This is a genomic window from Litorihabitans aurantiacus, assembly GCF_030161595.1.
GTDB lineage: Bacteria > Actinomycetota > Actinomycetes > Actinomycetales > Beutenbergiaceae > Litorihabitans > Litorihabitans aurantiacus.
The window spans coordinates 3,460,224-3,484,101 of record NZ_BSUM01000001.1 but is presented as its reverse complement, the minus strand read 5'-3'; the positions used below and the strand labels follow the sequence as shown (position 1 = coordinate 3,484,101).

16 protein-coding genes are annotated in these 23,878 nt (G+C 72.8%); 8 read left to right on the top strand and 8 right to left on the bottom strand.

Annotated elements, in window-relative coordinates; translation table 11 throughout:
• Positions 1-195 precede the first annotated feature (195 nt).
• From QQK22_RS16550 to QQK22_RS16540, 3 genes are all read right to left on the bottom strand, one after another.
• The gene (locus tag QQK22_RS16550) at positions 196-5,109 is read right to left on the bottom strand and encodes an ExeM/NucH family extracellular endonuclease (protein WP_348525617.1); all 4,914 of its coding nucleotides are present in this window, start codon (positions 5,107-5,109) and stop codon (positions 196-198) included.
• Between the two features lie 357 nt (positions 5,110-5,466).
• Positions 5,467-7,152 (bottom strand): glucose-6-phosphate isomerase, encoded by a 1,686-nt coding sequence (gene pgi / locus QQK22_RS16545; RefSeq protein ID WP_284252184.1) that lies wholly within the window; start codon positions 7,150-7,152, stop codon positions 5,467-5,469.
• Positions 7,153-7,213: 61 nt separating this feature from the next.
• Positions 7,214-8,233, bottom strand: coding sequence for a LacI family DNA-binding transcriptional regulator (locus QQK22_RS16540; RefSeq protein ID WP_284252182.1), 1,020 nt, complete (start codon positions 8,231-8,233; stop codon positions 7,214-7,216).
• Positions 8,234-8,375: 142 nt separating this feature from the next.
• On the opposite strand from QQK22_RS16540, the gene larE reads away from it, so the two are divergent.
• The 5 genes from larE to QQK22_RS16515 all read left to right on the top strand — a co-directional run bounded on the left by larE (position 8,376) and on the right by QQK22_RS16515 (position 13,005).
• Positions 8,376-9,263, top strand: a complete 888-nt coding sequence (larE, locus tag QQK22_RS16535) for an ATP-dependent sacrificial sulfur transferase LarE (RefSeq protein WP_284252180.1) — start codon at positions 8,376-8,378, stop codon at positions 9,261-9,263.
• Entirely contained in the window at positions 9,256-9,957 is a 702-nt protein-coding gene (gene larB / locus QQK22_RS16530; protein ID WP_431310172.1) for a nickel pincer cofactor biosynthesis protein LarB, read from the top strand. The genes larE and larB overlap by 8 nt, the downstream gene beginning before the upstream one ends.
• A 154-nt stretch (positions 9,958-10,111) precedes the next feature.
• Positions 10,112-11,116 (top strand): TRAP transporter substrate-binding protein, encoded by a 1,005-nt coding sequence (locus tag QQK22_RS16525; protein ID WP_284252177.1) that lies wholly within the window; start codon positions 10,112-10,114, stop codon positions 11,114-11,116.
• A 33-nt stretch (positions 11,117-11,149) separates the two neighbouring features.
• A complete protein-coding gene (locus QQK22_RS16520) occupies positions 11,150-11,698 on the top strand; it encodes a TRAP transporter small permease (protein WP_284252175.1) in 549 nt (182 codons plus the stop codon).
• Positions 11,698-13,005, top strand: coding sequence for a TRAP transporter large permease (locus tag QQK22_RS16515; RefSeq protein WP_284252173.1), 1,308 nt, complete (start codon positions 11,698-11,700; stop codon positions 13,003-13,005). The genes QQK22_RS16520 and QQK22_RS16515 overlap by 1 nt, the downstream gene beginning before the upstream one ends.
• A 213-nt stretch (positions 13,006-13,218) precedes the next feature.
• Here the strand turns inward: QQK22_RS16515 and QQK22_RS16510 are convergent, their stop codons facing one another.
• The 3 genes from QQK22_RS16510 to uxaC are packed head-to-tail and all read right to left on the bottom strand — an operon-like array spanning position 13,219 to position 17,620.
• On the bottom strand, positions 13,219-14,736 hold the full coding sequence (locus QQK22_RS16510) for a gluconokinase (RefSeq protein ID WP_284252171.1): 1,518 nt from the start codon (positions 14,734-14,736) through the stop codon (positions 13,219-13,221).
• A gap of 2 nt (positions 14,737-14,738) precedes the next feature.
• Positions 14,739-16,190 (bottom strand): mannitol dehydrogenase family protein, encoded by a 1,452-nt coding sequence (locus QQK22_RS16505; protein ID WP_284252169.1) that lies wholly within the window; start codon positions 16,188-16,190, stop codon positions 14,739-14,741.
• Positions 16,187-17,620 carry a glucuronate isomerase gene (gene uxaC, locus QQK22_RS16500; protein ID WP_284252167.1) on the bottom strand — a complete coding sequence of 478 codons (1,434 nt, stop codon included), beginning with the start codon at positions 17,618-17,620 and terminating at the stop codon, positions 16,187-16,189. Before uxaC ends, QQK22_RS16505 begins: the two co-directional genes overlap by 4 nt.
• Before the next feature lie 120 nt (positions 17,621-17,740).
• On the opposite strand from uxaC, the gene QQK22_RS16495 reads away from it, so the two are divergent.
• A complete protein-coding gene (locus QQK22_RS16495; RefSeq protein ID WP_284252165.1) occupies positions 17,741-18,559 on the top strand; it encodes a lactate racemase domain-containing protein in 819 nt (272 codons plus the stop codon).
• On the top strand, positions 18,454-19,056 hold the full coding sequence (locus QQK22_RS16490; protein WP_284252163.1) for a hypothetical protein: 603 nt from the start codon (positions 18,454-18,456) through the stop codon (positions 19,054-19,056). Before QQK22_RS16495 ends, QQK22_RS16490 begins: the two co-directional genes overlap by 106 nt.
• 446 nt (positions 19,057-19,502) lie before the next feature.
• Here QQK22_RS16490 and QQK22_RS16485 read toward each other — a convergent pair whose 3' ends face one another.
• Positions 19,503-21,482, bottom strand: a complete 1,980-nt coding sequence (locus tag QQK22_RS16485; RefSeq protein WP_284252161.1) for a glycoside hydrolase family 3 protein — start codon at positions 21,480-21,482, stop codon at positions 19,503-19,505.
• Positions 21,479-22,210 (bottom strand): hypothetical protein, encoded by a 732-nt coding sequence (locus QQK22_RS16480; RefSeq protein WP_284252159.1) that lies wholly within the window; start codon positions 22,208-22,210, stop codon positions 21,479-21,481. The genes QQK22_RS16485 and QQK22_RS16480 overlap by 4 nt, the downstream gene beginning before the upstream one ends.
• Positions 22,211-22,456: 246 nt before the next feature.
• Here QQK22_RS16480 and QQK22_RS16475 point away from each other — a divergent pair, with 246 nt between their 5' ends.
• Positions 22,457-23,854: a uracil-xanthine permease family protein gene (locus QQK22_RS16475; protein ID WP_284252809.1), complete on the top strand. Its 1,398-nt coding sequence runs from the start codon at positions 22,457-22,459 to the stop codon at positions 23,852-23,854.
• Positions 23,855-23,878 lie beyond the last annotated feature (24 nt).

Genomic DNA, 23,878 nt, shown 5'->3' with positions numbered 1-23,878 from the left:
CGACCGCCCACGAGCGAAGCAGCGTCGCCCGACCGCGCCGTGGCCGCTCGGTGACGTGCGGCACTCACGAGGATGAACGGGATGAGAACGCTCACACGTCGGGTCGCGCGCGGGCAGGGCGGGCACGACGGCGGAAGCCCCGCCCCTCGAGATGAGGGGCGGGGCTTCCGGTGCTGCAGGTGCTGCTGGTGGAGCTCAGTCCTGCAGGTTGCTGTAGCGGAACAGGAACGCCGCCATCGCGTCGCGGGCGATCGGGGCGACCGGCCGGTAGACCGCGCGTCCGTCGTTGCCCTCGGGCCAACCCGTGGCGATCCCCTGGGCGTGCATCCAGGTGATCTCCTTGTAGAACTGGTTGCTCGGGTCGACGTCGTCGAACGGGGACACCGTCGGCGCGTCGAACGCGGGCTGCTTCGCGTAGCGGTAGATGAACGCCGCCATCGCGTCGCGGTTGATGGGCTCGAGCGGACGGAACTCGGCGCCGGCGGGCGTGGCCCACCCGGTCGAGATGCCCTGCTCGTGGAGCCACGCGATCTCCGTGTAGAACTGGTTGCTCGTCGGGACGTCCACGAAGGGCGAGACCGTCGGAGCGGTGTAGCCGACCGGCTTGGCCAGGCGGTACAGGAACGCCGCCATCGCGTCGCGGTTGATGTTCGCCAGCGGACGGTAGGTCTTCGAGCCGTCGGCCTCGGTCCACCCGGTCGTGATGCCGTTCTGGAACGCCCAGCGGATCTCGTTGAAGAACTGGTTGTCCTCCGGCACGTCCGTGAACGGCACCGTGAGATCGGCCGTGACCGTCACCGGGACCGTGACCTCGGTGCCCGAGGGCGCCACGGTCACGACCAGGTCGTAGTCACCCGCGGCCACCGTCGCCGGCACCTGGGCGGCGATCGTCGTCGCCCCCTCGGTGACGGCGAACTCGCCGAGCTCCACGTCGCCGAGCGTCGCCGTCGCCGTGGTGTTGCGCGGCGAACCGAGCGACGTCAGGTCGAGCTGACCCAGCGCCACCGAGAGCTGGCCGCCCGCGGCGACCGGGGCCACCTCGGGAACCTGCACGGCGCGGCGGGCGAAGCTCGGCGTGACCGGGGACGCGTCGCCGAGGTAAGAGATCCACGCCTCGCGGTCCACGAGACCGGAGTCGCGCGTGTCCGTGCCCTGCGTGAAGACCCGGAAGTTGTCGCCACCGGTCGCGAGGAACGAGAACGTCCCGATGCGGTAGCTCGCGGCCGGGTCGAGCGGCTCGCCGTCGACCGTGACCGACGTGATGCGGTCGCCCATCGGGCGCGTGGCGTCGAACGTGTACGTGACGTTGTCCGACAGACCCAGCTGCAGGTACGGACGCGACGGGATGGTGCCGTCGGCGTTCGTCTGCCACTGCTGCTCGAGGAGGACCTTGAACTGCTCGCCCGAGAGGCTCGTGGTCCAGAGGTTGTTCACGAACGGCAGGACCGCGTTCGCCTCGGCGTAGGTGATCACGCCGTCGGCGTCGAAGAACAGCTCGTTGCGCAGACCACCCGGGTTGACCACGCCGATCGTGGCGGCGCCGCGGTCCGGGGAGGACAGCGAGGAGACCAGCGAGTTGGCGACCAGGTTGCTGAGCGTGGACTCGGCGGCGCGGTTGTCGCGGCCCGTGGAGGGCAGCGGGCCGGAGCCCTGGTAGACGCCGTCGACGTAGGAGCCGCCCGAGTAGGCGGTCGTGATGTCGGCGGTGACCGAGCCGATGGGCTGGGAGCCGATGACCTGGGCCTCGGCGAGCGCCGCGTCGACGATCGTCTTGACCGCGGCCACGCGCGGGTAGTCCCGCACGAGGTCGGCGGCCGGCGTCGTCGAGCGGGCCACGTTCTCGGCCGTGTACTCCGTGACGTCACCCGTGGCGGGGTCGACGGTCAGGTCGACCCGACCGAGGAACTCGCCGTAGGAGCCGGTCTGCAGGATCGGACGGGTCTCGCCGTCCGCGCCCGGGACCGGGCCGTCCCACGCGTACTGCTTGTGCGTGTGACCGGTGAAGATGACGTCGACCGCGGGGTCGGTCAGGTTCACGATGTCCGCGAACGCGCCGCCGTCGGCGACCTCCTCCTCGAGCGTCGAGCCGTCGGGGATGCCGGCGCCGGCACCCTCGTGGTACTCGGCGATGATGACGTCGGCCTCGTCGTTGTCGAGGTTGCCGTCCGTGAGCTGCTCGGCGACGCGGTTGACCGCCTCGACCGGGTCGGTGAACGTCAGGTCCGCGATGCCGGCCGGGCTGACCAGCGTCGGGGTCTCCTCCGTCACCGCGCCGATCACGGCCACCGTGAGGCCGTCGACCTCGTGCAGCGAGTACTCCTGGAGCGCGGGGCTGCCGTCCGCCAGGCGCACGTTGGCGCCCAGGATCGGGAACGTCGCGTTCTCGCCGCCGTCGATCACGCGGTCGACGAGGTCGTCGTAGCCCTGGTCGAACTCGTGGTTGCCGACCGCCGAGGAGGCCAGCTCGAGCGCGTTGAGGACGTCGATCGTGGGCTGGTCCTGCGCGACGGCGGAGGCGAACAGCGAGGCACCGATGTTGTCACCGGCCGAGAGGAACAGCGAGGAGCCGCCCTCGGCGTCGATCGCCGCGCGCTGCTGCTCGACCGTCCCGGCGAAGTTCACCGTGTTGTTGTCGATGCGACCGTGGAAGTCGTTGATGTTCAGCAGCGAGAGGCCGACCGGCTCGGCGGGGACGACCGGCTCGACCGAGAGACCGGCGATGACCGGGTCGTGGTCCGAGGAGCGGTACGGGCCCGGGGCGTAGAAGTCCGTGCCGTGGTTGAGGTACCGGCTGTACTCGAGCGCGATGGACTCGCCCGAGTTGATGTTCCAGATGTCGGCGCCGGTCGCGCGCTCCATCGCCGCCTCGTTGAGGAAGACGTGGTCGAGCGAGCCGGACAGGCCCTGGAAGCTGTAGGAGTAGCCGGCGCCGAACTCCGTGGCGGCGTCGGTGAAGCCCGCCTGGACGAAGACCTCGAGCGGGTCCTCCATGCCGTAGGAGTTGAAGTCGCCGACGAGCGCGACGGCGTCGCCCTCCTCCGTCACGGTCGGCAGCCACTCGCGCAGCGCCGTGGCCTGGGCCACGCGCGAGGCGTTGGAGGCGCCCTGACCGTCACCGGCGTCGGCGTCGCCCTGCAGCGGGCCGGCCGAACCCTTGGACTTGAAGTGGTTGACGACGACGAAGACGCTCTCCTCGTCGGTGCCGCCGACGGGCACGAAGCTCTGCCCGAGCGGCTCGCGCGCGTTCTGGTACGCGGACCCGCTCGCGCTCTGGTTGCCGAGCACGCGGAGGGCGCCGTCCAGCTCGACCTCGGCCGGCTGGAAGATGATCGCGTTGGTGATCACGTCCTGCTGCGACAGCGGCGGGAGCTCCGCCGAGTTGGACCGGACGTAGTCCCACTTCGTGGTGCCCGCCTGCGCGTTCAGGGCGTTCACGAGCGTGGCCGTGGCCGCGTCGGCCGGCTTGCCGAGCTTCGCGGAGTTCTCGATCTCCATGAGCCCGAGGACGCTCGCGTCGGTGGCGTTGATGGCGTCGACGATCTTGGACTGCTGGCGGTCCAGGTCGGCCTGGCCCCACGCGCCGCGCGGGTCGCAGCCGCCGCGGACGGTGACGGGGTTGCCGTCGCGGTCGTCGTAGGACGTGCAGCCCGGGGTGTTGAACCCGAGCGTCGTGAAGTAGTTCAGGACGTTGAACGCGCCCACGGTCAGGTCGGCGTCACCGATGGCCTCGGCGTCGGGCGCCTGCGTGCGCGTGTTCTCGAACGTCGCGGGGTAGGCGGACGCGTCGGCCGGGGTGACCTGCGAGGTCGGGCTGAGCTTCCACGCGTTGTTGCGCCAGTCGAGGATGACCGGGTCCGTGAACTCGACCGCCGCGCCGATGATGACCGGGTCGGTGGTGGAGATGTAGGGCGGCGTCTGCTGACGGTTGTTGAAGAAGTTCGTCGACGCGCCGTCGTCCAGGATCACGCCGCGGTCGGCGTTGTCCGCGGCGACGGCGGCCGCCTCGGGCGTGCCGGGGCGCGCGACCTGGGTGGGCTGGATCAGCGGCGTGGTGCCGCTGGCCAGGCCGACCTCGCCGTACTGGTTGGTCGAGTAGGTGTTGGAAACGGTGAAGTCGCCCTGCGGAGCGATCAGCATCGACTCGAACGGCTCGCGGTCCGCGGCGGCCGGCAGGGCGATCGCGGCCGGGACGGGCGCGGGCACCTCCTCGGTCAGCTGCGTGAGGCCGGAGGCCGCGGTCACCTGGATCTGGGACAGGCCGTTGAACTCGCCGCGCGTACCGGTCACCTCGACGTAGTCACCGACGGCGACGGAGCCGACGGTGGCCGAGGAGAAGACGAAGATCGCGTCGGAGACGGTGCGGCCGTCGTTCTCGGCGCCGGTGCCGGGCGTCTGGATGACGTAGCCGTTGTAGCCACCCGTGGGGTAGGCCGCGGTGACGACGCCGCGCGTGGTGACGGTGCCGGAGGTCAGGGCCCGCACCTGGGCGATCGTCAGCGTCTCGCCGGGCTCGGGGGTCGGCGGGTCGACGGGCGTGGTCGACCCGGCGGACGGCGTGGGCGCGCCGACCGTGAAGTCGGCGGCGTTGTCCGCGGTGTTGGTGCCGGCGGCGTCACGAGCGACCGAGGTGGAGTTGCTCGGCGCCGGAGCGGCTCCCGTACCGGCGAACGCGGCACCCGTGCCGAATCCGACGAGGTCGACCACGGCGGCGTCGGCGGCGCACGCGGCGGCCTGGCAGCTCAGCGCGGCGGTGGAGCTGGTCAGCGCGACGTTGCCGTTCGCGCCGGCGAGGTTGACGTTGCCGCTCGCGTTCGGCGTCGGCAGCGGGGCTCCCACGGACGCGTTGTTCGTCCCGCCCTGGACGAGGTAGAGACCGCCGGCGGGGATGGTCCCGCTCAGGTTGATGCGGCCGCTCCAGTTCGTCCCGGCGGAGGACGCGTACTGCACCGACCAGCCGTCGACCGACTGCGGCGTGGAGCTGGTGTTGCGCAGCTCGATGAAGTCGTGCGAGAAGACGGCACCGGAGTTCCCACCTCCCCCGTAGACCTCGTTGATCACCACGGGGGCGTCGGGACTCACGGCGGCTGCGGCGCCGGGCGCGATCACCACCCCTGACACTGCGATGGCAGCAGCACCTGCTACTGCCGCGGGACGGGCCCACGAACGCATGACATCACCTCTTCTTCGAAACGGGAACGCGGTCACGGTAGGGCGCGGGTACGACATCGCGGCGTCGCCCACGTAACCGGCCGGTGAACGCTCTCAGCGCTGAGGCGTCACGCGCACCGTACCCTCGGGAGAGCCTCAGGAAATGCTCAAGATGGGCTCAGTAATGACGAGTTTGGTGCATGCTTCGCGTGAGGAACCGCGGCGTGCCGCGGGTCCCGATCACACGTCTCGATCTGATCTCGATCGCATCTCGATCCGGTCACGAACCGCTCGTGACCGGATCGAGGAGACGACCTCTCAGCCCCGGTGCGCCCGGTAGTACTCGATCAGCGCCCGGGTGGAGGCGTCCTGCGCGGCGAGGGCGTCGTCGTCGCCCTCGATCGCCGGCGCGATCTGCAGCGCGAGCTGCTTGCCGAGCTCGACGCCCCACTGGTCGAAGGAGTTGATGCCCCACACCACACCCTGCACGAAGGTGATGTGCTCGTAGAGCGCGACGAGCTGGCCGAGCACGGCCGGCGTCAGCGCGGGCGCGACGATCGACGTCGTGGGCCGGTTGCCGGCGAACGTGCGGGCCGCCACCAGCGCACCCGTGGTCCCCTCGGCCTCGACCTCCGCCGCCGTCTTCCCGAACGCGAGCGCCTTCGTCTGCGCGAGGAAGTTGGCGAGGAACAGCGCGTGCACGTCGCGGCCGCCGTCGGCCAACGGGTACGCCGGGTTCGCGACGGCGATGAAGTCCGCCGGGATCAGCCGCGTGCCCTGGTGGATGAGCTGGTAGAAGGCGTGCTGCCCGTTCGTGCCCGGCTCGCCCCAGAACACCTCACCGGTGTCGGTCGCCACTGGCGAACCGTCCCACCGCACGGACTTGCCGTTGGACTCCATCGTGAGCTGCTGGAGGTAGGCCGGGAAGCGGTGCAGCTGCTGCGCGTACGGGAGCACGGCGTGCGTCTGTGCGCCGAGGAAGTTCACGTACCAGACGTTCAGCAGGCCCATGAGGACGGGCACGTTGCGCTCCAGCGGCTGCGTGCGCACGTGCTCGTCGACCGTGTGGAAGCCCGCGAGGAGCTCGCGGAACGCGTCGGGGCCGAGCGTGATCGCGAGCGAGAGCCCGATCGCGGAGTCGACCGAGTACCGCCCGCCGACCCAGTCCCAGAAACCGAACGCGTTGGCGGTGTCGATGCCGAAGTCGGCCACCTTCTCCAGGGCCGTGGAGACGGCCACGAAGTGGTGTGCGACGGCGTCGGTGCGCGCCGCGTCGTCGTCGCCGATCGCGCCGGCGGCGGCCAGGCGCTCCCAGAGCCAGTCGCGCGCCAGGCGCGCGTTGGTCAGCGTCTCCAGCGTCGTGAACGTCTTCGACGCGACGATGAACAGCGTCGTCTCGGGGTCGAGGTCCGCGACCTTCTGGGCCAGGTCGGTCGGATCGATGTTGGAGACGAAGCGCGCGCTCAGGCCCTCCTGGACGTACGGCTTCAGGGCCTCGTAGACCATCACCGGTCCGAGGTCGGAGCCGCCGATGCCAATGTTGACCACGGTCTCGACACGCTTGCCCGTGACCCCCACCCAGTCACCTGAACGCACACGCTCCGCGAACGCGTCGATGCGTCCCAGGACCTCGGCGACGTCGGCGTCCACGTCCTGCCCGTCGACCTCGAGCGACGGTGCCTGCCCGGCCGGGCGGCGCAGCGCCGTGTGCAGCACGGCGCGGTCCTCGGTCGTGTTGATGTGCTCGCCCGCGAGCATCGCGGCGTAGCGCTCGGCGACGCCGGTGTCCTGCGCGAGGTGCACGAGCGAGGCGAGCACCTCGTCGGTCACGAGGTTCTTCGACAGGTCGACGTGCAGGTCGCCGAGGGCGTGCGTGAGGCGCTCGACCCGGCCGGGGTCGCCGTCGAACCAGCCACGCAGGTCCGGCGTGAACGAGCCGTGCAGGGCGGTGAGCTCCGCCCAGGCCGGGGTGCTGGTGGGGTCCACGGGCGTCGTCGAGGTCATGCCCCGAGCGTAGTGCGGGGGCCGCCGGGAGGCGCCGCCGGCAATACCCGTCCGACCGCGGTCACCCCGAGCGCGCGGCGCGCGCCGTCGAGTCGCGCACCACGAGCTTCACGGGCAGCAGCACGGGCTCGCCGCTCGAGCGCGCCCCGCCCACGATCGCGAGCAGGTTGCGCACGGCCGTGCTGCCCTGCAGCTGCAGCGGCGAGGCGACCGAGGTGAGGGAGGGCGCCGTCAGCGCCCCGATCGCGCTGTTGTCGAAGCCGACCACGCTGACCTCGCCCGGCACCGCGACCCCGAGCGCGCGCAGCCCGCGCACGAACCCGACCGCCATGACGTCGTTGAACGCGACGACCGCCGTCGTCGGCCGCTGCGCCCACCGGCGCGCGGCCCGCGCCCCGCCCTCGACCGTCGGCGCGTTCGGACCGATGCGGCGCACGCGCATGTCGAGCTCGAGGCCGGCCTCCTCGAGACCACGCCAGCGCACGCCGTCGGCCCAGGACGCCTCGGGACCCGCGACGTAGGTGATCTCGCGGTGCCCGAGCTGGCCGAGGTGCTCGGCGGCGCGGCGCACGCCGCGCGCACCGTCGGTCAGGACGCTCGGCAGCCCGCTGACGATGCGGTTCAGCACGATCACCGGGCGCCGCTTCGCGATGCCGCGGATGCCCGAGTCCGACAGGCGTGGGCTCGTGAGGATGAGCCCGTCGACGGCGTCGAGGAACGTCGAGGCCGCCTCGCGCTCGCGCACGTCGGACTCCTGCGCGTCCACCAGCAGCATCGTGTAGCCGGCGGCCTCGGCCGCCGCCGTCGCCCCGCGCACGACGTCGACGAACTGCGGGTTCCCGATGTCGGCCACGACCATCGCGAGCATCCGGGTGGGGACGGACGTGAGCACGGGTCCGACCGACGCGCGCCGGTAGCCGAGCTCCAGCGCGGCGGCGTGCACCTTCTCCGCCGTCGCCGTGCTCACGCGGCCCGGGCGGGACAGCGCGCGCGAGACGGTCGAGGGCGCGACGCCCGCGGCCCGGGCGACGTCGTAGATCGTCGGGGCCGGGCGGTCCTCATCGGCCGGGCGCTCGCTCACCGGCCCACGGTAGACCCCGACGGCGGGCGCCGGGCCGGGCGTCCGGCGTCGTCACCCGGGGTGGCAACGCCTGGCAACAGCCGGGGCCGACGCCGCGGCCCGGCCCAGACTGGTCCGTCACGACATCGACGAGGGAGCGGGTATGACGACGGCGGCAGCGGGCATCCGGGACATCGGCGGCATCGGCGACCTCGGCGACCTCCTGGCGGAACCGCTCGCGACGGCGACCGCGACCGCCGCGCACGCCCTGGCGGGCCACGCGCCGCTCGGCGTCGCGTTCTCCGGCGGGGTCGACTCGGCCACGCTGCTCGCGCTGGCGGTCCGCACGTTGGGCGCGGACGCCGTCGTCGCGGTCCTGGGCGTCTCCTCCAGCCTCGCGACCGACGAGCGCACCCGCGCGCACGAGACGGCCGCGTCGATCGGGGCGCGGCTGGTGGAGGTCCAGACCCACGAGGGCTCCTCTGCCGCCTACCGCGCGAACGGCCCCGACCGCTGCTTCCACTGCAAGGACGAGCTCTTCACGCGCATCTCCGACGACCTGGTGGCCGAGCTCGGCCTCGCCGCGGTCGCCTACGGCGAGAACGCCGACGACGCGCGCCGGCCGGACCGCCCCGGCTCGCGCGCCGCCACGCAGCACCGCGTGCTGCGCCCGCTCGCGGAGGCCGGGATGACCAAGGCGATGGTGCGCGAGCTCGCCCGCGCGCTGGAGGTGCCCGTCGCCGACAAGCCCGCGGCCCCGTGCCTGGCGTCGCGCATCCCGCACTTCTCCGAGGTCACCCCGGAGAAGCTCGCGCAGGTCGACGCCGCCGAGACCGCGCTGCGGCGCCTGGGGTTCACCGACAGCCGCGTGCGCCACCACGGCGACGTCGCGCGCATCGAGCTCCCGACGGCGGAGCTCACCACCGCGGTCGAGCGCCGCGAGGAGGTGGACGCCGCCGTCCGGGCGGCCGGCTTCCGCTTCGCCGCGCTCGACCTGCGCGGCATCCAGTCCGGGGCGTTCACGCTGCCCCTGGTGTCCGTCCGTGGCTGACGCACCCGGCACCGGGACCGGCACCGCCTGGGAGCCCGGCCCCGAGCTGCTGCGCGTCGCGCGCCTCGACCACGACCGCGCCGCCCGCCGCGGCTACCCCGAGGCCGTGCTGTGCGAGCCGAAGACGCCGGACCAGGTCGCCGCGATCGCCGCGGAGGTCGCCGCCGCCGGCACGCCCACGCTCTTCACGCGCGTCCGCGAGGACCAGGTGGACGCCGTCCTGACCGCGCTGCCGGACGCGCACCACGACGCCGTCGCCCGCCTCGTGGCCTGGCCGCCGCAGCCGCCCGCACCGACCGGCGGGCTCGTCGTCGTGCTCAGCGCCGGCACCTCCGACCTGGCCGTGGCGCGCGAGGCCGAGCTGACCGCGCGCCACCTCGGGCGCGCCACCGAGCTCGTCGTCGACGTCGGGGTGGCGGGGCTGCACCGCGTGCTGGCCCAGCTGGACCTGCTGCGCTCGGCCCGCGTCGTCGTCGTGGCCGCCGGGATGGACGGTGCGCTGCCGAGCGTGGTGGCGGGGCTGGTGAGCTGCCCCGTCGTCGCGATCCCCACCTCGGTCGGCTACGGTGCGGCGTTCGGCGGCGTCGCCCCGCTGCTGTCGATGCTGAACGCGTGCTCGCCGGGCGTCGCCGTCGTGAACATCGACAACGGCTACGGCGGCGGCCACCTCGCGGCGCAGATCGCCGCCGGCTGACCGCTCCAGCCGGACCACCGCCGCGGCAACACGCGGCAACAACTGCAGCACGGCGCCGCCGCTCTGGATAGATGGGCGCATCGATCGGCGAAGGGGCCGCGGCGCGAGGCGCCGGCTCGGCCTGACGACGACGTCACCGAAGGAACGGACACACATGAGGAACCGGACGATCACCGCGGTCGTCGCCGGCGCGACCACCGCGACGCTGCTCCTGGCCGCGTGCGGCCCGGGCTTCGCCGACGGCGAGGGCCGCCCGCTGCGCATCGCGCTCAACCAGAGCGAGGCCCACCCCTCCTACATCGCGCTCGACCACCTGGGCGAGGCCCTGGCCGAGACCACCGAGGGCTACGACACCGACATCTACCCCAACGAGACCCTCGGCGCCCAGGCCGAGGCGCTCCAGCTCGTCTCCGACGGCTCGGTCGACATGGCCGTGGTCTCGGGGCCCCAGCTCGAGAACCTCAACCCCGACTTCGTGGTGTTCAACCTGCCGCGCGTGTTCGACGACGTCGAGCACCAGATGCGGGTGATCCACGACCCCGAGATCACCGGGGACCTGTTCTCCTCGCTCGAGGAGCGCAACAACATCACGGTCCTCGGCGGCTTCACGCAGGGGGCGCGCTCGGTCTACACCGACGAGCCGATCGAGACCCCGGCCGACCTGGCCGGCAAGCAGATCCGGGTGCAGGAGTCCGACCTCCAGCTCGCCATGGCGCGCGCGCTCGGCGGGATCGGCACCCCGCTCGCCTACGGCGAGCTCTACACCGGGCTGCAGTCCGGTGTCGTGGACGCCGCCGAGAACAACGAGGTCTCCTACTTCACGCAGCGCCACTTCGAGGTGGCACCGTACTGGAGCTACACCAACCACCTCGTCGGCCTCGACTACATCATCATCAACTCCGACCTGCTGGCGAGCATGACGCCGGCCGACCGCGAGGCGTTCGACGCCGCGTTCACGGCGGCCCACGAGGAGCACACGCAGCTCTGGGCCGAGGCCACGCAGGAGGCCATCGAGGGGGCGACGGCGGGCGGGGCGACCTTCTCCGAGGTCGACGACGCCGCGTTCGCCGAGCCGCTCGAGGCGATGGCCGACACCTTCATCACGACCGACTCCCAGCGCGCGCTCTACGACGCCGCGCGAGCGGCGGCGCAGCCGTGACCGCCCCGACCCCCACCACCACGGAGGTGACGCGTGGATAGCGTCAAGAAGGCCCTCGACAGGGCCCTGTACTGGATCGTCGTGGTGCTGTTCGCCATGCTCGTGCTCATCGTCGTCTGGCAGATCGTCAGCCGCCAGGTGCTCGGGGCGCCGGCGTCCTGGACCGACGAGGGTGCCCGCCTCACCTTCGTGTGGCTCGGGCTGTTCGCCGCCGCCTTCGTGTTCGGCGAGCGCGGCCACATCGCCGTCGAGTTCGTGGCGCGCAAGCTCCCCGGGCGCAGCGAGCGCGCGCTCGCCGTCGTGGTCCAGCTGATCACGCTCGCCTTCACCGTCGTCGTGCTCATCTGGGGCGGCGGGCGGGCCGCGAGCAACGCGTGGCTGCAGAACCTCTCGGCGCTGCCGTTCACCCTCGGGCAGATGTACCTCGCCCTCCCCGTGGCCGGCACGCTCATCGCCTTCTACTCGCTGTACTACGTCGCCGGTCTGCTCCGCGGGACCCACGGGCCGTACGTCGAGCTCGAGGACGAGTCCGAGGTCGTGGCCGCCACGGTCGAACCGCTCACCCCGCGCAAGGAGGCGTGATGGATCCCGCAGCCCTCGTCGGCCTCATCCTGCTGTTCTGCATCATCATCGGGATCGTCTCCTCGGTCCCCATCGCGATCGTCATCGGCGTCGCCTCCTTCCTGGCCGCCGTCCCGATCCTCGGGCCGGAGCAGGCCGCGCTGGTCAGCGCGCAGCGCATCTTCACCGGCATCAACTCCTTCCCGCTGCTCGCGATACCCCTGTTCGTGCTGGCGGGCGTGATCATGAACAACGGCGGGATCGCCAGCCGCCTCGTGGACGCCGCCAAGGTGCTCACCGGGCGCGCACCCGCGTCGCTCGCGCAGACGAACGTCGTGGCCAACACGATGTTCGGTGCGGTCTCGGGCGCCGCCGTCGCCGCGGCCGCCGCCGTCGGCAGCGTGATGAACAACCGCATGGTCAAGGAGGGCTACGACCGTCCGTTCGCGGCGGCAGTCAACATCGCCTCCGCCCCGGCGGGGATGCTCATCCCGCCGTCGAACACGTTCATCGTGTACTCGCTGGTCTCGAGCACCTCGATCGCCGCGCTCTTCATGGCCGGCGCGATCCCCGGCGTCATGTGGGCCCTGGCCTGCATGGTCGTGGTCTACCTCTACAGCCGCCGCCAGCCCGGCCGGCTGCGGTCGGAGGACCGGATCTCGTTCTCCGACGGTCTGCGCGTCATCGGCCGCGCCGTCCCGTCGCTCCTGATGATCGTCGTGGTCGTGGGCGGCATCCTCGGCGGGTTCTTCACCGCGACGGAGTCCGCAGCCATCGCCGTCGTCTACTGCCTCGTGCTGTCGGCCTGCTACCGCAGCATCAAGGTCGGCGACCTCCCGGACATCCTCATCAACGCCGGTCGCACGACGGCGATCGTGATGCTGCTCGTGGGCGTCTCGACGTCGCTGTCCTTCACGATGGCCTACGCCCGGATCCCGGACCTCATCTCCGAGACCGTGCTGGGGCTGACCGACTCGCGCGTGCTCATCCTCATCCTCATGATGCTCGTGCTCATCCTCGTCGGGACGTTCATGGACCCGACCCCGGCGATCCTGATCTTCGTCCCGATCTTCCTGCCGATCGCGACGGAGTTCGGCATCGACCCGGTGCACTTCGGCGCGATGGTCGTGATGAACCTGTCGCTCGGGGTGATCACGCCGCCTGTCGGCAACGTGCTGTTCGTCGGGTCCCGCCTGGCGAACCTGCGCATCGAACCGGTCATCACGAAGCTGTGGCCGTTCCTGTTCGCGATCGTCGCGATGCTGTTCCTCGTCGTGTTCATCCCGCAGCTCTCGCTCTGGCTGCCGACCGCGCTCGGGCTGCTGTAGCGGGCGGCACCCTCAGGACGAGAGACGGCGGCGGCCGGGAGGAGATCCTCCCGGCCGCCGTCGTTCGTCGTCGCATCGCCTCGCCCAGGGAGGCCGAGCACCGCGGTCCCGCGCCCGACCGCGGCGTGTCGGCCTCGACACGCCGGTGTGCCCCCGGGCCGCGCCTCCCTGCGCGAGCGACCCGGTGGTGACAGTGCCGCCGGGACGCGCCGCTCAGTCCCCGGCGAGGTAGGCGCGCACGCCGTCGTACGCCTCGAGCATCGCGGCCGTCCGACGGCGCATCCCGCGGTAGACCTCGCGGTCGGCCGCGTCGACCTCGATCGGGTCGGCCACGCCGTCGGCCGGACTCAGGAGCTCCAGCGCACCCGCGAGCGAGTCCGCGCGCCCGAGCGCGTACAGCGCCAGCGCGGCCCCGCCCAGCGCCGAGCCCTCGGCGTCGTCGGTGGGTACGAGCGGGCGATCGATCGCGGCGGCCATCACCCGGCGCCAGACCTCCGCCTGGAACACGCCACCGGTGCAGCGCACCTGCTCCACCGGTGTGACACCACCGAGCACCTCGATCAGGCCGCCCATCGACACGGCCACGCCCTCGATCGCCGCGCGGACGAAGTGGTCGGGCCCGTGCTCGTGGCGCACCCCGAGGAAGGAGCCCGTGAGCTCCGGGTCCCACAGCGGCGCGCGCTCGCCCAGCAGGTAGGGCAGCATCACGAGGCCGTCGCTGCCGGCCGGCACGCGCGCGGCCATCGCCATCACGTGCGCGTCGCGCTCCGGCCCGGCGGGCACCTGCGAGGCGTAGACCTCGCCGGCCCAGCGGGCGACGACGCCGCCGTTGCTCATGGGCGCGCCCACGACCCAGGCGTCGTCGGTCAGCGCGTAGCAGAACAGTCGGCCGTGGTCGTCCAGCACGGGCTCGCGCACCACCGTGCGCACCGCGCCGCTCGTGCCCATCGAGAGGCCGGCGATGCCGGGCGCGATCGCGCCGGTGCCGAGATTGCCGAGCGGCCCGTCGGTGGCGCCCGTGTTGACCGGGGTCCCGGCAGGCAGGCCCGAGCGCGCGGCCGCGGCGGGCGAGAGCTCGAGCAGCGCCGTCGTCGGGAGCACGGGCGGGAGCTGCTCGGCACGCACGCCGGCGATGTCGAGGTGCTCGGGCGCCCAGGTGCGCGTGGACAGGTCCAGGAGACCGGAGCACGACGCCGTGGACAGCTCGGTCACGAGCCGTCCCGTCAGGTGCAGCAGCACCAGGTCCTTCAACCCGATCCAGCGGTGCGCCGCGGCGGCGGTGTCGGCGTCCTCCTGCGTGAACCACGCGAGCTTCACCAGCGGGCTCATGGGGTGCACGGGGGTGCCGGAGCGGTGGTGCAGCTCGAGGCCGCGACCGTCGGCGCGCAGGCGCGCGGCCTGGGCGTGCGCCCGGGTGTCGGCCCACGTGACGATGTCCGTGATCGGCCGCAGCTCGGCGTCGAGCGCCACGAGCCCGTGCATCGCCGTGCCCACGCCGAGCACGTCGACGGTCCGCCCCGCGGCGGTGCAGGCCGCCACGACCTCCGCGAGCGCGTCGTCCACCGCGCCCAGCACGGTGCGCGGGTCCTGCACCTGGTGTCGCGGCGCCGGCTCGACCAGCCGGTACTCGCGCAGCGCGACGGCGCGCCAGCGGTGGTCGGCGTCCTCGGGGTCGAGCGCCAGCACTTTCGTGGTCGTGGTCCCGACGTCGATCCCGATGACCACGCCCATGCTCAGACCTCCGGTTGCTCGAACGCGCGCAACTGCGCCAGGACGGCGCGGTGCACCTCGGGCAGCCCCGCATCCTCCGCCAGCTCGGGGGCCAGCGACGCCAGGATACGGGCCACCGCACCCTCGTCCTCGCCCGCCGCCCGCTCGCGCCAGAGGTCGGCGGCGACGTCGCGGACCGGCACCCCGGCGCCGCGCAGGTGCGCGATCCAGGCCGCGACGCCGACGACGGCGCCCGCGGACACCTCACCAGCGCTCCGCCGCGCGAGCAGCACCGGCACGTGCCGGACCGGGAGCTTCTGCGACCCGTCGGCGGCGATGCGGCCCAGCACGTCGCTCATCCGGACGTTGCCGAACCGCTCGCGCAGCGCCTGCCGGTAGGCGGGCGTCCTCGCGCGCACGCGCTCGTCGAGGTCGGTCTCGGCGTCGTCCCACAGCTGCTCGACCCACGCGCGCACGCGCTCGTCCGCGAAGGCGGCGTCGACCGTCTCGTGCCCGAGGATCGGGCCGGCGTAGGCCATGAGCGAGTGGGCGCCGTTGAGCAGGAGCAGCTTGCGGCGCTCGTAGGGCTCGACGTCGTCCACCAGCTCGACGCCGGCGTCCTCCCAGCGCGGCCGTCCGGCCGGGAACGAGCCCGCGACCACCCACTGCGAGAACGGCTCGGTGACCACGGGCGAGGCGTCGACGACGCCGAGCTCGCGCTCGACGATCTCGGCGGTGCCGGGTGCGACGTCGGGCGTGATGCGGTCGACCATCGAGCTCGCGAAGTCGACGTTCTCGGCGATCCAGGGCAGCAGGTCGGGGTCGACCAGCGCGGCCAGGTCGCGCACCACGCGGCCGACGACGGCGCCGTTGCCCGGCAGGTTGTCGCACGGCAGGACCGTGATCGGCCCGGCGTCGGCGCCCTGCCGCGCGAGCAGCCCGGCCACGATCTTGGCCGGCACGGTCGTCACGGGCGCGACGGGGTCGCGCCGCAGCGTGGCGACATCGGCCGCGACGTCCGGGTGCGCGGCGTCGAGCCCGCCGTCGTGGCCGCGCAGGTAGCCGGCCTCGGTCACGGTCGAGGTCACGACGGCGACGGCGGGGTCGCGCAGGTAGCCGAGCCAGGCCGCCTGGTCGCCGGCGGCGTGGACCGCGCTGAGCGAGGTGACCACGCCGACGTCGTCGCCGTCGGGACCGCGCTCGACCAGCGTGTACAGGCCGTCCTGCGGGGCCAGGGTGCGCGCGACGTCGGGACGGCGCCCGGTGAAGGCGGCGATGCCCCAGCCGTCGCCGGCGCGCATCGTGTACCAGGCCTGGTGGGCCCGGAAGAAGTTGCCGAGGCCGAGGTGCACGATGCGGACCGGGGCGGCCGCGGCGTCGGGCGTGCGGGCGAGGCGGGGCGGCTCGGTCCCTCCGGCCGCCTCGGTCTGCCGGGCTTGCTCGGCCTGCTCGGCCTGCGGGGTCGGAGCGCTCACAGCTTGAACACCTTCGTCGGGATCGTGGTCACGAGGTCGTGCGCGGTCTCGAGCGCCTCGTCGAGGCTGAGGCGGTGGGTGGCCACCAGCTCGGCGAGGTAGCCCGCGTCGAGGCGGCGGGACATGTCGTGGCGCGTGGGGATGGACAGGAAGGCGCGGGTGTCGTCGATGAACCCCGAGGTCCGGTAGAAGCCGGCCGTCTCGGTCACGGCGCCGCGGAAGCGGCGGATCGCCTCGGGCGCGTCGATGAACCACCACGGCACGCCCACGTGCATCGAGCGGTAGAAGCCGGCCATGGGGGCGAGCTCGCGGGAGTAGACCGTCTCGTCGATCGTGAAGACGACGAGCGTGAGGTCGGGGTGGTTGCCGTACCGGCCCAGCAGCGGCTGCAGCGCGTGCGTGAACTCGACGCCCATCGGGATGTCGGAGCCCGCGTCGGCGCCGAAGCGCGCCAGGTTGTCGGGGTCGTGGTTGCGCCGGACGGCGGGGTGCAGCGTCATGACGAGGCCGTCCTGCGTGGCCATCCGCGCCGTCTCGCTCATCATGTGGCGGCGGAACGCGTCGGCCTCCTCGCGCGTGACCTCGCCGCGGAGCGCGGCGGCGTAGATGCGCTCGGCGTCGGCGTGCTCCAGGGGCTGCGTGCCGGCGTCGGCGTGCGAGTGGTCGGAGGAGACGGCGCCGTGCTCCTTGAAGTAGCGGCGGCGTTCCTCGATGGCGGCGAGGTAGCCGGCGTAGTCGCCGGTGTCGACGTCGGAGACGCGCGCCAGCTGCCCGACGAGGTCGGACCAGTCGGGGCGGGCGAGCTCGAGGAAGCGGTCGGGGCGGAACGTCGGCAGCACGCGACCGGTGAACGTGGGGTCCGCCGCGAGCGCGCGGTGCGGCGCGAGGTCGTCCAGCGGGTCGTCGGTCGTGGCCAGCACGGAGATGCCGAAGCGGTCGAACAGGGCGCGGGGGCGGAACTCGGGGCGGGTCAGGGCCGAGGCGATCTCGTCGTAGATCGCGTCCGCCGTCGCGGCGCTCGGGGCCTGGGTGATCCCGAAGACCTCGGCGAAGGTGGTGTCGAACCAGTACTTCACGGGGGTCCCGCGGAACAGGTGGTAGTTCTCGCAGAGGATCCGCCAGGCGCGGCGCGCCCCGGCCTCGTCGAGCTGGACGGGTCCGTCGGGACCGCGGCCCAGGTCGCCGAGCTCGGCGCCGCCGGCGTGCAGCATCCGCAGCACGTAGTGGTCGGGGCTGAGCAGCAGCGAGGTGGGGTCGGTGAACGGCTCGTCCGCCACGAGCCACTGCGGGGGCACGTGGCTGTGCGGCGAGATGATCGGGAGGTCCTTCGTGGCGGCGTACAGCTCGCGCGCCACGGTGCGCACCTCGGGCTGGACGGGCAGCAGGCGGTCGGCGTCGACGTCGAGGGACCGCACCAGGTGGTCGTTCATCGGCCCATCGTGACCGGTCGGCCGCGCCGGGACCGCCCGGTTGCCAGCGCTTGCCGCCACGGGCACCGATCCGCGCCCGTCGGCGGCCCGCGGCCGGGGGCGCGGGTTAGCGTCGCGGCCATGACATGGTTCAGCAAGGAGGCGCGGTTCCTCTCGCGCCCCGAGATCGAGGCGATGTGCGACCGGCTGCTCCAGGAGGCGCAGGAGCGGTTGGGCATCGCGGCCTACCGCCGCGTGCTGCTGCTCCCGCCGGACCTCACGCGCGCCCACTCCGGCACGGGATGGATGACCGAGCACCTGTTCCACGCGCTGACGGCGCAGGGGGCGGAGGTGCACGTGATCCCGACGCTCGGCCAGCACGTGCCGCACACGCCCGAGGACAACACGTGGATGTTCGGGTCGATCCCGCACGAGCGCATCCACGCGCACGACTGGAAGAACGGCGTCACGAACGTCGGCACGGTCCCGGCCGAGGTGGTGCGCGAGCGCACCGGCGGGGCGGTCGACTGGGAGATGCCGATCGACCTCAACACGATGCTGGTGACGCAGGAGTGGGACCTCATCATCAACGTCGGGCACGTGGTGCCGCACGAGGTGCTCGGCTTCGCCAACCACAACAAGAACTACTTCATCGGCCTCGGCGGCAAGCGGCTGCTCGGGGCCGCGCACATGGCCTCGGCCGTCTACGGGATCGAGAACAACCTGGGCAATCTGCTCACCCCCGTGCGCTCGTGCTTCAACTACGCCGAGGAGCACTTCCTGGGTGACCTGCCGGACGTGTACCTCCAGGTCGTCATGGACTACGACGACGAGGAAACCTCGCGCACACCGGTGTGTTCGTCGGGGACGACGTCGAGACCTACTACGACGCCGCCCGCGCCTCGCGCGCGCAGAACATCACGCTGTTCGACGAGGGTGCGCCGAAGATCGTCGCGGTGATGCAGGCGGACGAGTTCCGCGCCACCTGGGTGGCGAACAAGGCGGTCTACCGCACGCGGATGGCGATCGCCGACGGCGGCGAGCTGCTCGTGATCGCGCCCGGCGTGGAGCGGTTCGGCGAGCAGCCCGAGGTCGACGCCTTGATCCGCCGCTACGGCTACCTCTCGCAGCGCGAGGTGCTCGCGCTGTACGCGACGCAGGTGGACATGCAGGAGATCCCGCACGGGACCGCGCACCTCGTGCACGGCTCGAGCGAGGGCCGCTTCCGCATCACCTACGCCCCGGGCCACCTCTCCCGGGACGAGATCGAGTCGGTCGGGTACGGCTACATGGACGTGGCCGAGGCGCTGCGGCGCTACGACCCGGCCGTCATGCAGGACGGCTGGAACACGATGCCCGACGGCGAGCGCGTCTTCTACATCTCCACCCCCTCGGCGGGGCTGTGGTCCACGCGCGAGCGCCTCGAGGGACGCGACACGGAGCTGCACCCGGCCTGAGGGCGGTGGGCCGGCGGGGCCCCTCCGCCGGCCGCCAGCCCCGCCGGCCGCCGGGGTCGCGCCCCGCACCCTTGCCTCGCCGCGATAGTTCGTGCCCGTCGTTCGTACCCTCACCATCTCCGGCAACCGCTTCTGGTGCCCGGGCGGCGGGTAGGTGACGAAGGAAGGACACGAACGAAGGGCACGAATCATCTGGAGAGGGATGGGCCGATCCGTCGCGCGTCAGGTTCGTGCAAGCACCCTGGTGCGAGGACCCTCGCGACGGAATCCCGCGCGTGAGCCGTGCCGCGCACCTCCTGGCTACAGCTGATGGTCGCAGCGCCTCCCGTCGTGGCCGAGGGCACGGCCTCGTTCGAAGGCGAGGTGGCCCACGACGGCGGGGCGGGTGGAGTCACCTCCACCCGCCCCGCCGTCGGCCGCTCGTCAGCTCGACGAGCCTGCCGCCGTCACTCCTGAGTCAGGGCCCGACGGCGTCGCAGCACGAGCGCCGTCCCGACGCCCACCGCCGCGAGCGCCGCGATCACCGCCGCGGTGACGGACGCCCCCGTGCTGGCGAGCGGACCGCGGTCGCCCGGTGCGGCGTCGCCTGTGGACGACTCCTCGCCCGGCGTGCCGGGGTCGGTGGACGTCGGGGCGGGGTCGGTCGGGTCGCTCGACGTCGGGGCGGGGTCGGTCGGGTCGCTCGACGTCGGGGCCGGGTCGGTCGGGTCCGTCGACGTCGGTTCAGGGTCGGTCGGGTCCGTGGTCGGGTCGGGCGTCGGCTCCGGCTCCGGCTCCGGCTCGGCGTCGGCGTACGTGAGCCCGTACCCGAACGGGTAGAGCGCCCCGTCGGTCGTCTCGTCGTAGCCCGGGGTGTCGCTCTGCTGCTCGAGGATCGCCTCGGGCGTCCCGGCGAGCGCGAACGGCATGCGGCCGGTCGGGGCCGCCTCGCCGGAGAGCACGTCGAGGAGCGCGGTGTCGCTCATGCCGAAACCGGCGAGGATCGCACCGGCGTCGCGCAGCCCGCTCGCCTCGTCCAGCACGTAGGGCTGGCGGAAGTACACGTGCAGGATCACCTTGCTGGGGTCCTCGGCCTCGGCCATGACCTGCTGGATCGTGTCGAGGGAGGGCACGACCTCCCACGACTGCGCCGCCTGCATCCCGGTGAAGTCGAGCGTGCTCGCCTCCCACGGGTACGCGCCGCCGAACCGGAGGCCGCTGTCGGTGCACGCCGGGACGTCGCCGCCCGCGGCGTTGTGCACGCACGCGTCGGCCTCGCCCCACAGGCTCTCGCCGTCGAGGTTCGGGATGCCCTCGATCGCACTCGGGTTGGGTCCGAACTCGGGGTTGAGGCCCAGCTCGGGGCTGTCGCTGACGTAGTCGCCGCCCCGCGCGCTCGCCGACATGGAGATCAGCACGTAGTCGCTGTCGGCCGCGCTCGGGCGCTCCTGGCCCTCGTCGACGTTGCCGTTCGTGACGCCGTAGCCGCGGGCGGCCACCGTCTCGGCGTTGAAGTCGCCGAGGATGTAGACGTCGGAGCCGTCGGCGATCGGCAGCACGGGGCCGTCGGGCGTCTCCTCGTTCTCCAGCAGCACGAGCGACTCGCGCTGCAGCTCGAGGCCGACCTCGCGGTGCTCGTCCGAGCCGATGGTCGCGTCCGCCACGGCGGGGTCGACGTACGGGTTCTCGAACAGCCCCATGAGGAACATCGGCTCGAGCAGGCGCTGCGCCGCCAGGTCGATGCGCTCGGGCGTCACGAGCCCGGCGTCGACGAGGTCGGTGATGGTGCCGGCGTCGTTGAAGCCCGACAGGGTGTCGGTGCCGCCGTTGACGGCCGCGGCCACGCGCTCGGGCACGGTCGCGCCCTCGAGGCCCCACGCGCGGTCGTTGATGATGCCGGTGTCGGAGTTGACGTAGCCGGTGAAGCCGAGCTGGTCGCGCAGCAGGCCGTTGACGATGGAGTCCGAGAACGCGAACCCGGTCAGGGGGTAGTTCCCCTCCCCGCCGACGACGGGCACGTCCACCGGGACGCCGTAGTACGGCATGATCGCCGACACCCCGGCGTCGATCGCGGCCTCGAACGGCAGCATGTGCTGCTCGAAGAACCCGCCCGGGTAGACCTGGGCCTTGCCGAACGCGTAGTGCGGGTCGAGCCCCAGCTCCTGCGGGCCGCCGCCGGGGAAGTGCTTGAGCGTGAGGGCGACGTCCGTCTCCGGCGAGAGCGCGAGACCGTTCGTGCTGCCGTCGGCGGGGACGGGTCCCTGCAGCGTCGACACGAGCGTCTCCATGATCGAGGCGGCGTGCGCGGCGTCCTCGGTGAACGTCTCGTGCGTGCGGTACCAGCGCGGCTCGGTCGAGAGGTCGGCCATGTAGCCGTACATGCCGCGCAGACCCATCGAGGCCCACTCCTCACCCATGACCGAGGCGAAGTCCGACACGGCCGTCATGTCACCGGTCGTGGGGTCCTCCCCGTGCCCGCCGCCTCGCGCCCGAGCGCGGCGGCGGCGATGCCCGCCTCCTTGGGGAAGGCGGTGAAGGCGCCGGCGGACTCGTTGATGCCCGCCCGTGCATCGGGGTCGATGTGGTTGCGCGCGTTGGACTTCATCAGCGCGGGGATGCCCCAGCGGGTGGCCTCGCTCAGCTCCTGGACGGAGTTGGTGAAGGTCGCCGCCTCGCCGGGCGTGACCGACGTCGTCGCCTGGAAACCGGCCCCGGGGTCGCCGCACACCGCGGCCTCCGGGCCCGTGACGACGTTGCGGAACACGAAGCGCTTCATGTGCTGCTCGTTCACGAAGTTGTCCGCGCTCTCCGGCAGCGTGCCGCGCACGCCGTCGGTGCACGTGGCGTTGAGCGTGTCGATCAGCATGAGCCCGGCCTTCTCGGCGAGGTCCATGCGCTCCACCAGGTCGCTCGCGCGCTCGGACGCCGGCAGGCGCCAGTCCTCGTACGGCGAGAGGTCACCGCTGCCGTCGAGGTCGCGGAACTGCAGGCCGTCGACGTCGATGATCGCCTTCACCCGGCTCGACAGCTCGGGCTGCGCCGGGGCGCCCGGGAGCTCGTCCTGCGGCGGTGGCGACGTGCCGGCTCCGGCACCGACCGCCAGCGTGAGCACCAGCGGTGCCGCGACGGCGAGCGCCACCGTGGTCCGGAAGGCCGGACGGGGGCTGCGTGACATGTGTTCTCCCTCGAATCTTCGTCGTCCTCGACGTTGTCGCGCTCGACACTGCCGCCGCCCGAGGTCCACCGGCGAACGGTTGCCGCTTGTTGTCCGCGACGACGGCCGGCCGGCGCGGGCCGGTGGGCGCGACCGGTGGGCGGGACCCGCTGGACCGCCGCCGGGGGTGCGGCACCCTGGAGCGACCTCACCGCTCGAGACCCTGGACGGCCCGTGCCCGCCTCCCGCCCCACCCCGCCCCGCTCGATCGCGGAGCCCTCGCCCCGCTCCCCCTGGCGCTGGACGCTCCACGGCGACGGCCGCAGCGTCACCCCCGGCGGCGTCGTCGCCCCGGGTGAGCGCCTCACGTGGCCGCGCACCATCGGGATCGGCATGCAGCACGTCGTGGCGATGTTCGGCGCGACCTTCCTCGTGCCGATCATCACCGGGCTGCCGCCCGCCACGACGCTGTTCTTCTCGGGCGTCGGCACCGTCCTGTTCCTGCTGATCACGCGCGGGCGCGTGCCCAGCTACCTCGGCTCGTCGTTCGCCTTCATCGCGCCGATCGCCGCGGCGAGCGCGTCCGGCGGGATGGCGACCGCGCTGGGAGGCGTGGTGGTCGCGGGCGTGGCGCTCGCCGTCGTCGGCCTCGTGGTGAACGCGGTCGGGTACCGGTGGATCGACGCCGTGATGCCGCCCGTGGTGACGGGCACGATCGTGGCGCTCATCGGCTTCAACCTCGCGCCGGCGGCGTGGGGCACGTGCACGTCGGAGGTGGTGGGCGGCGAGATCGTCGAGTCCTGCACGAACGGTGTGCGCGCGGCGCCGGTCACCGCCGTCGTGACGATCCTCGCGATCGTCCTCGTCACCGTCCTGTTCCGCGGGATCCTCGGGCGCCTCGCGATCCTCGTGGGCGTCGGAGTCGGATACGCCGTGGCGACGCTGCGCGGCGAGGTGAGCTTCGACGCCGTCGCCGACGCCGCCTGGGTGGGGCTGCCGCAGTTCACCACCCCGGCCTTCAGCCTCGGGGTGCTCGGCCTGTTCCTGCCCGTCGTGCTGGTGCTGATCGCCGAGAACGTGGGCCACGTGAAGTCGGTGGCGGCCATGACCGGGGACGACCTCGACCCGGTCACCGGCCGGGCGCTGTTCGCCGACGGCCTCGCCACGACGCTCGCCGGCGCCGGCGGCGGCTCGGGGACCACCACGTACGCCGAGAACATCGGCGTCATGGCCGCCACGCGCGTCTACTCCACCGCCGCCTACTACGTCGCGGCTGCGACGGCGTTCCTGCTCTCCCTCTCGCCGAAGTTCGGCGCCCTCATCGCCACCATCCCCGCGGGCGTGATCGGCGGCGCCGGGACCGTGCTGTACGGGATGATCGGCGTGCTCGGCGCCCGCATCTGGATCCAGCACCGCGTCAACTTCTCCGACCCGGTCAACCTCACGACGGCGGGGATCGCCCTCATCGCCGGCATCGCGAACTTCACGTGGCACGCGGGCGACCTCACCTTCGAGGGCATCGCGATCGGGACCGCCGCGGCGCTCGGCGTCTACCACCTCATGCGCGCGGTGGCGCGCTGGCGCGGTACCGATGCCGACGGCGGGCCCGCCGAGGCGGCCTCTCCGGCGTCCGTGCCCGCTGACGCACCCGTCGATCGCGGCTGACGCACCGACCGGACGCGGCTGACC

What these genes read in the sequence shown, in the direction of transcription:
- pgi (WP_284252184.1), bottom strand. Translation starts at nt 7,152, where the DNA reads ATGACCTCGACGACGCCCGTGGACCCCACCAGCACCCCGGCCTGGGCG.
- QQK22_RS16485 (WP_284252161.1), bottom strand. Translation starts at nt 21,482, where the DNA reads ATGACGGCCGTGTCGGACTTCGCCTCGGTCATGGGTGAGGAGTGGGCC.
- QQK22_RS16495 (WP_284252165.1), top strand. Translation starts at nt 17,741, where the DNA reads ATGACATGGTTCAGCAAGGAGGCGCGGTTCCTCTCGCGCCCCGAGATC.
- QQK22_RS16515 (WP_284252173.1), top strand. Translation starts at nt 11,698, where the DNA reads ATGGATCCCGCAGCCCTCGTCGGCCTCATCCTGCTGTTCTGCATCATC.
- QQK22_RS16480 (WP_284252159.1), bottom strand. Translation starts at nt 22,210, where the DNA reads ATGTCACGCAGCCCCCGTCCGGCCTTCCGGACCACGGTGGCGCTCGCC.
- QQK22_RS16525 (WP_284252177.1), top strand. Translation starts at nt 10,112, where the DNA reads ATGAGGAACCGGACGATCACCGCGGTCGTCGCCGGCGCGACCACCGCG.
- larE (WP_284252180.1), top strand. Translation starts at nt 8,376, where the DNA reads ATGACGACGGCGGCAGCGGGCATCCGGGACATCGGCGGCATCGGCGAC.
- uxaC (WP_284252167.1), bottom strand. Translation starts at nt 17,620, where the DNA reads ATGAACGACCACCTGGTGCGGTCCCTCGACGTCGACGCCGACCGCCTG.
- QQK22_RS16510 (WP_284252171.1), bottom strand. Translation starts at nt 14,736, where the DNA reads ATGGGCGTGGTCATCGGGATCGACGTCGGGACCACGACCACGAAAGTG.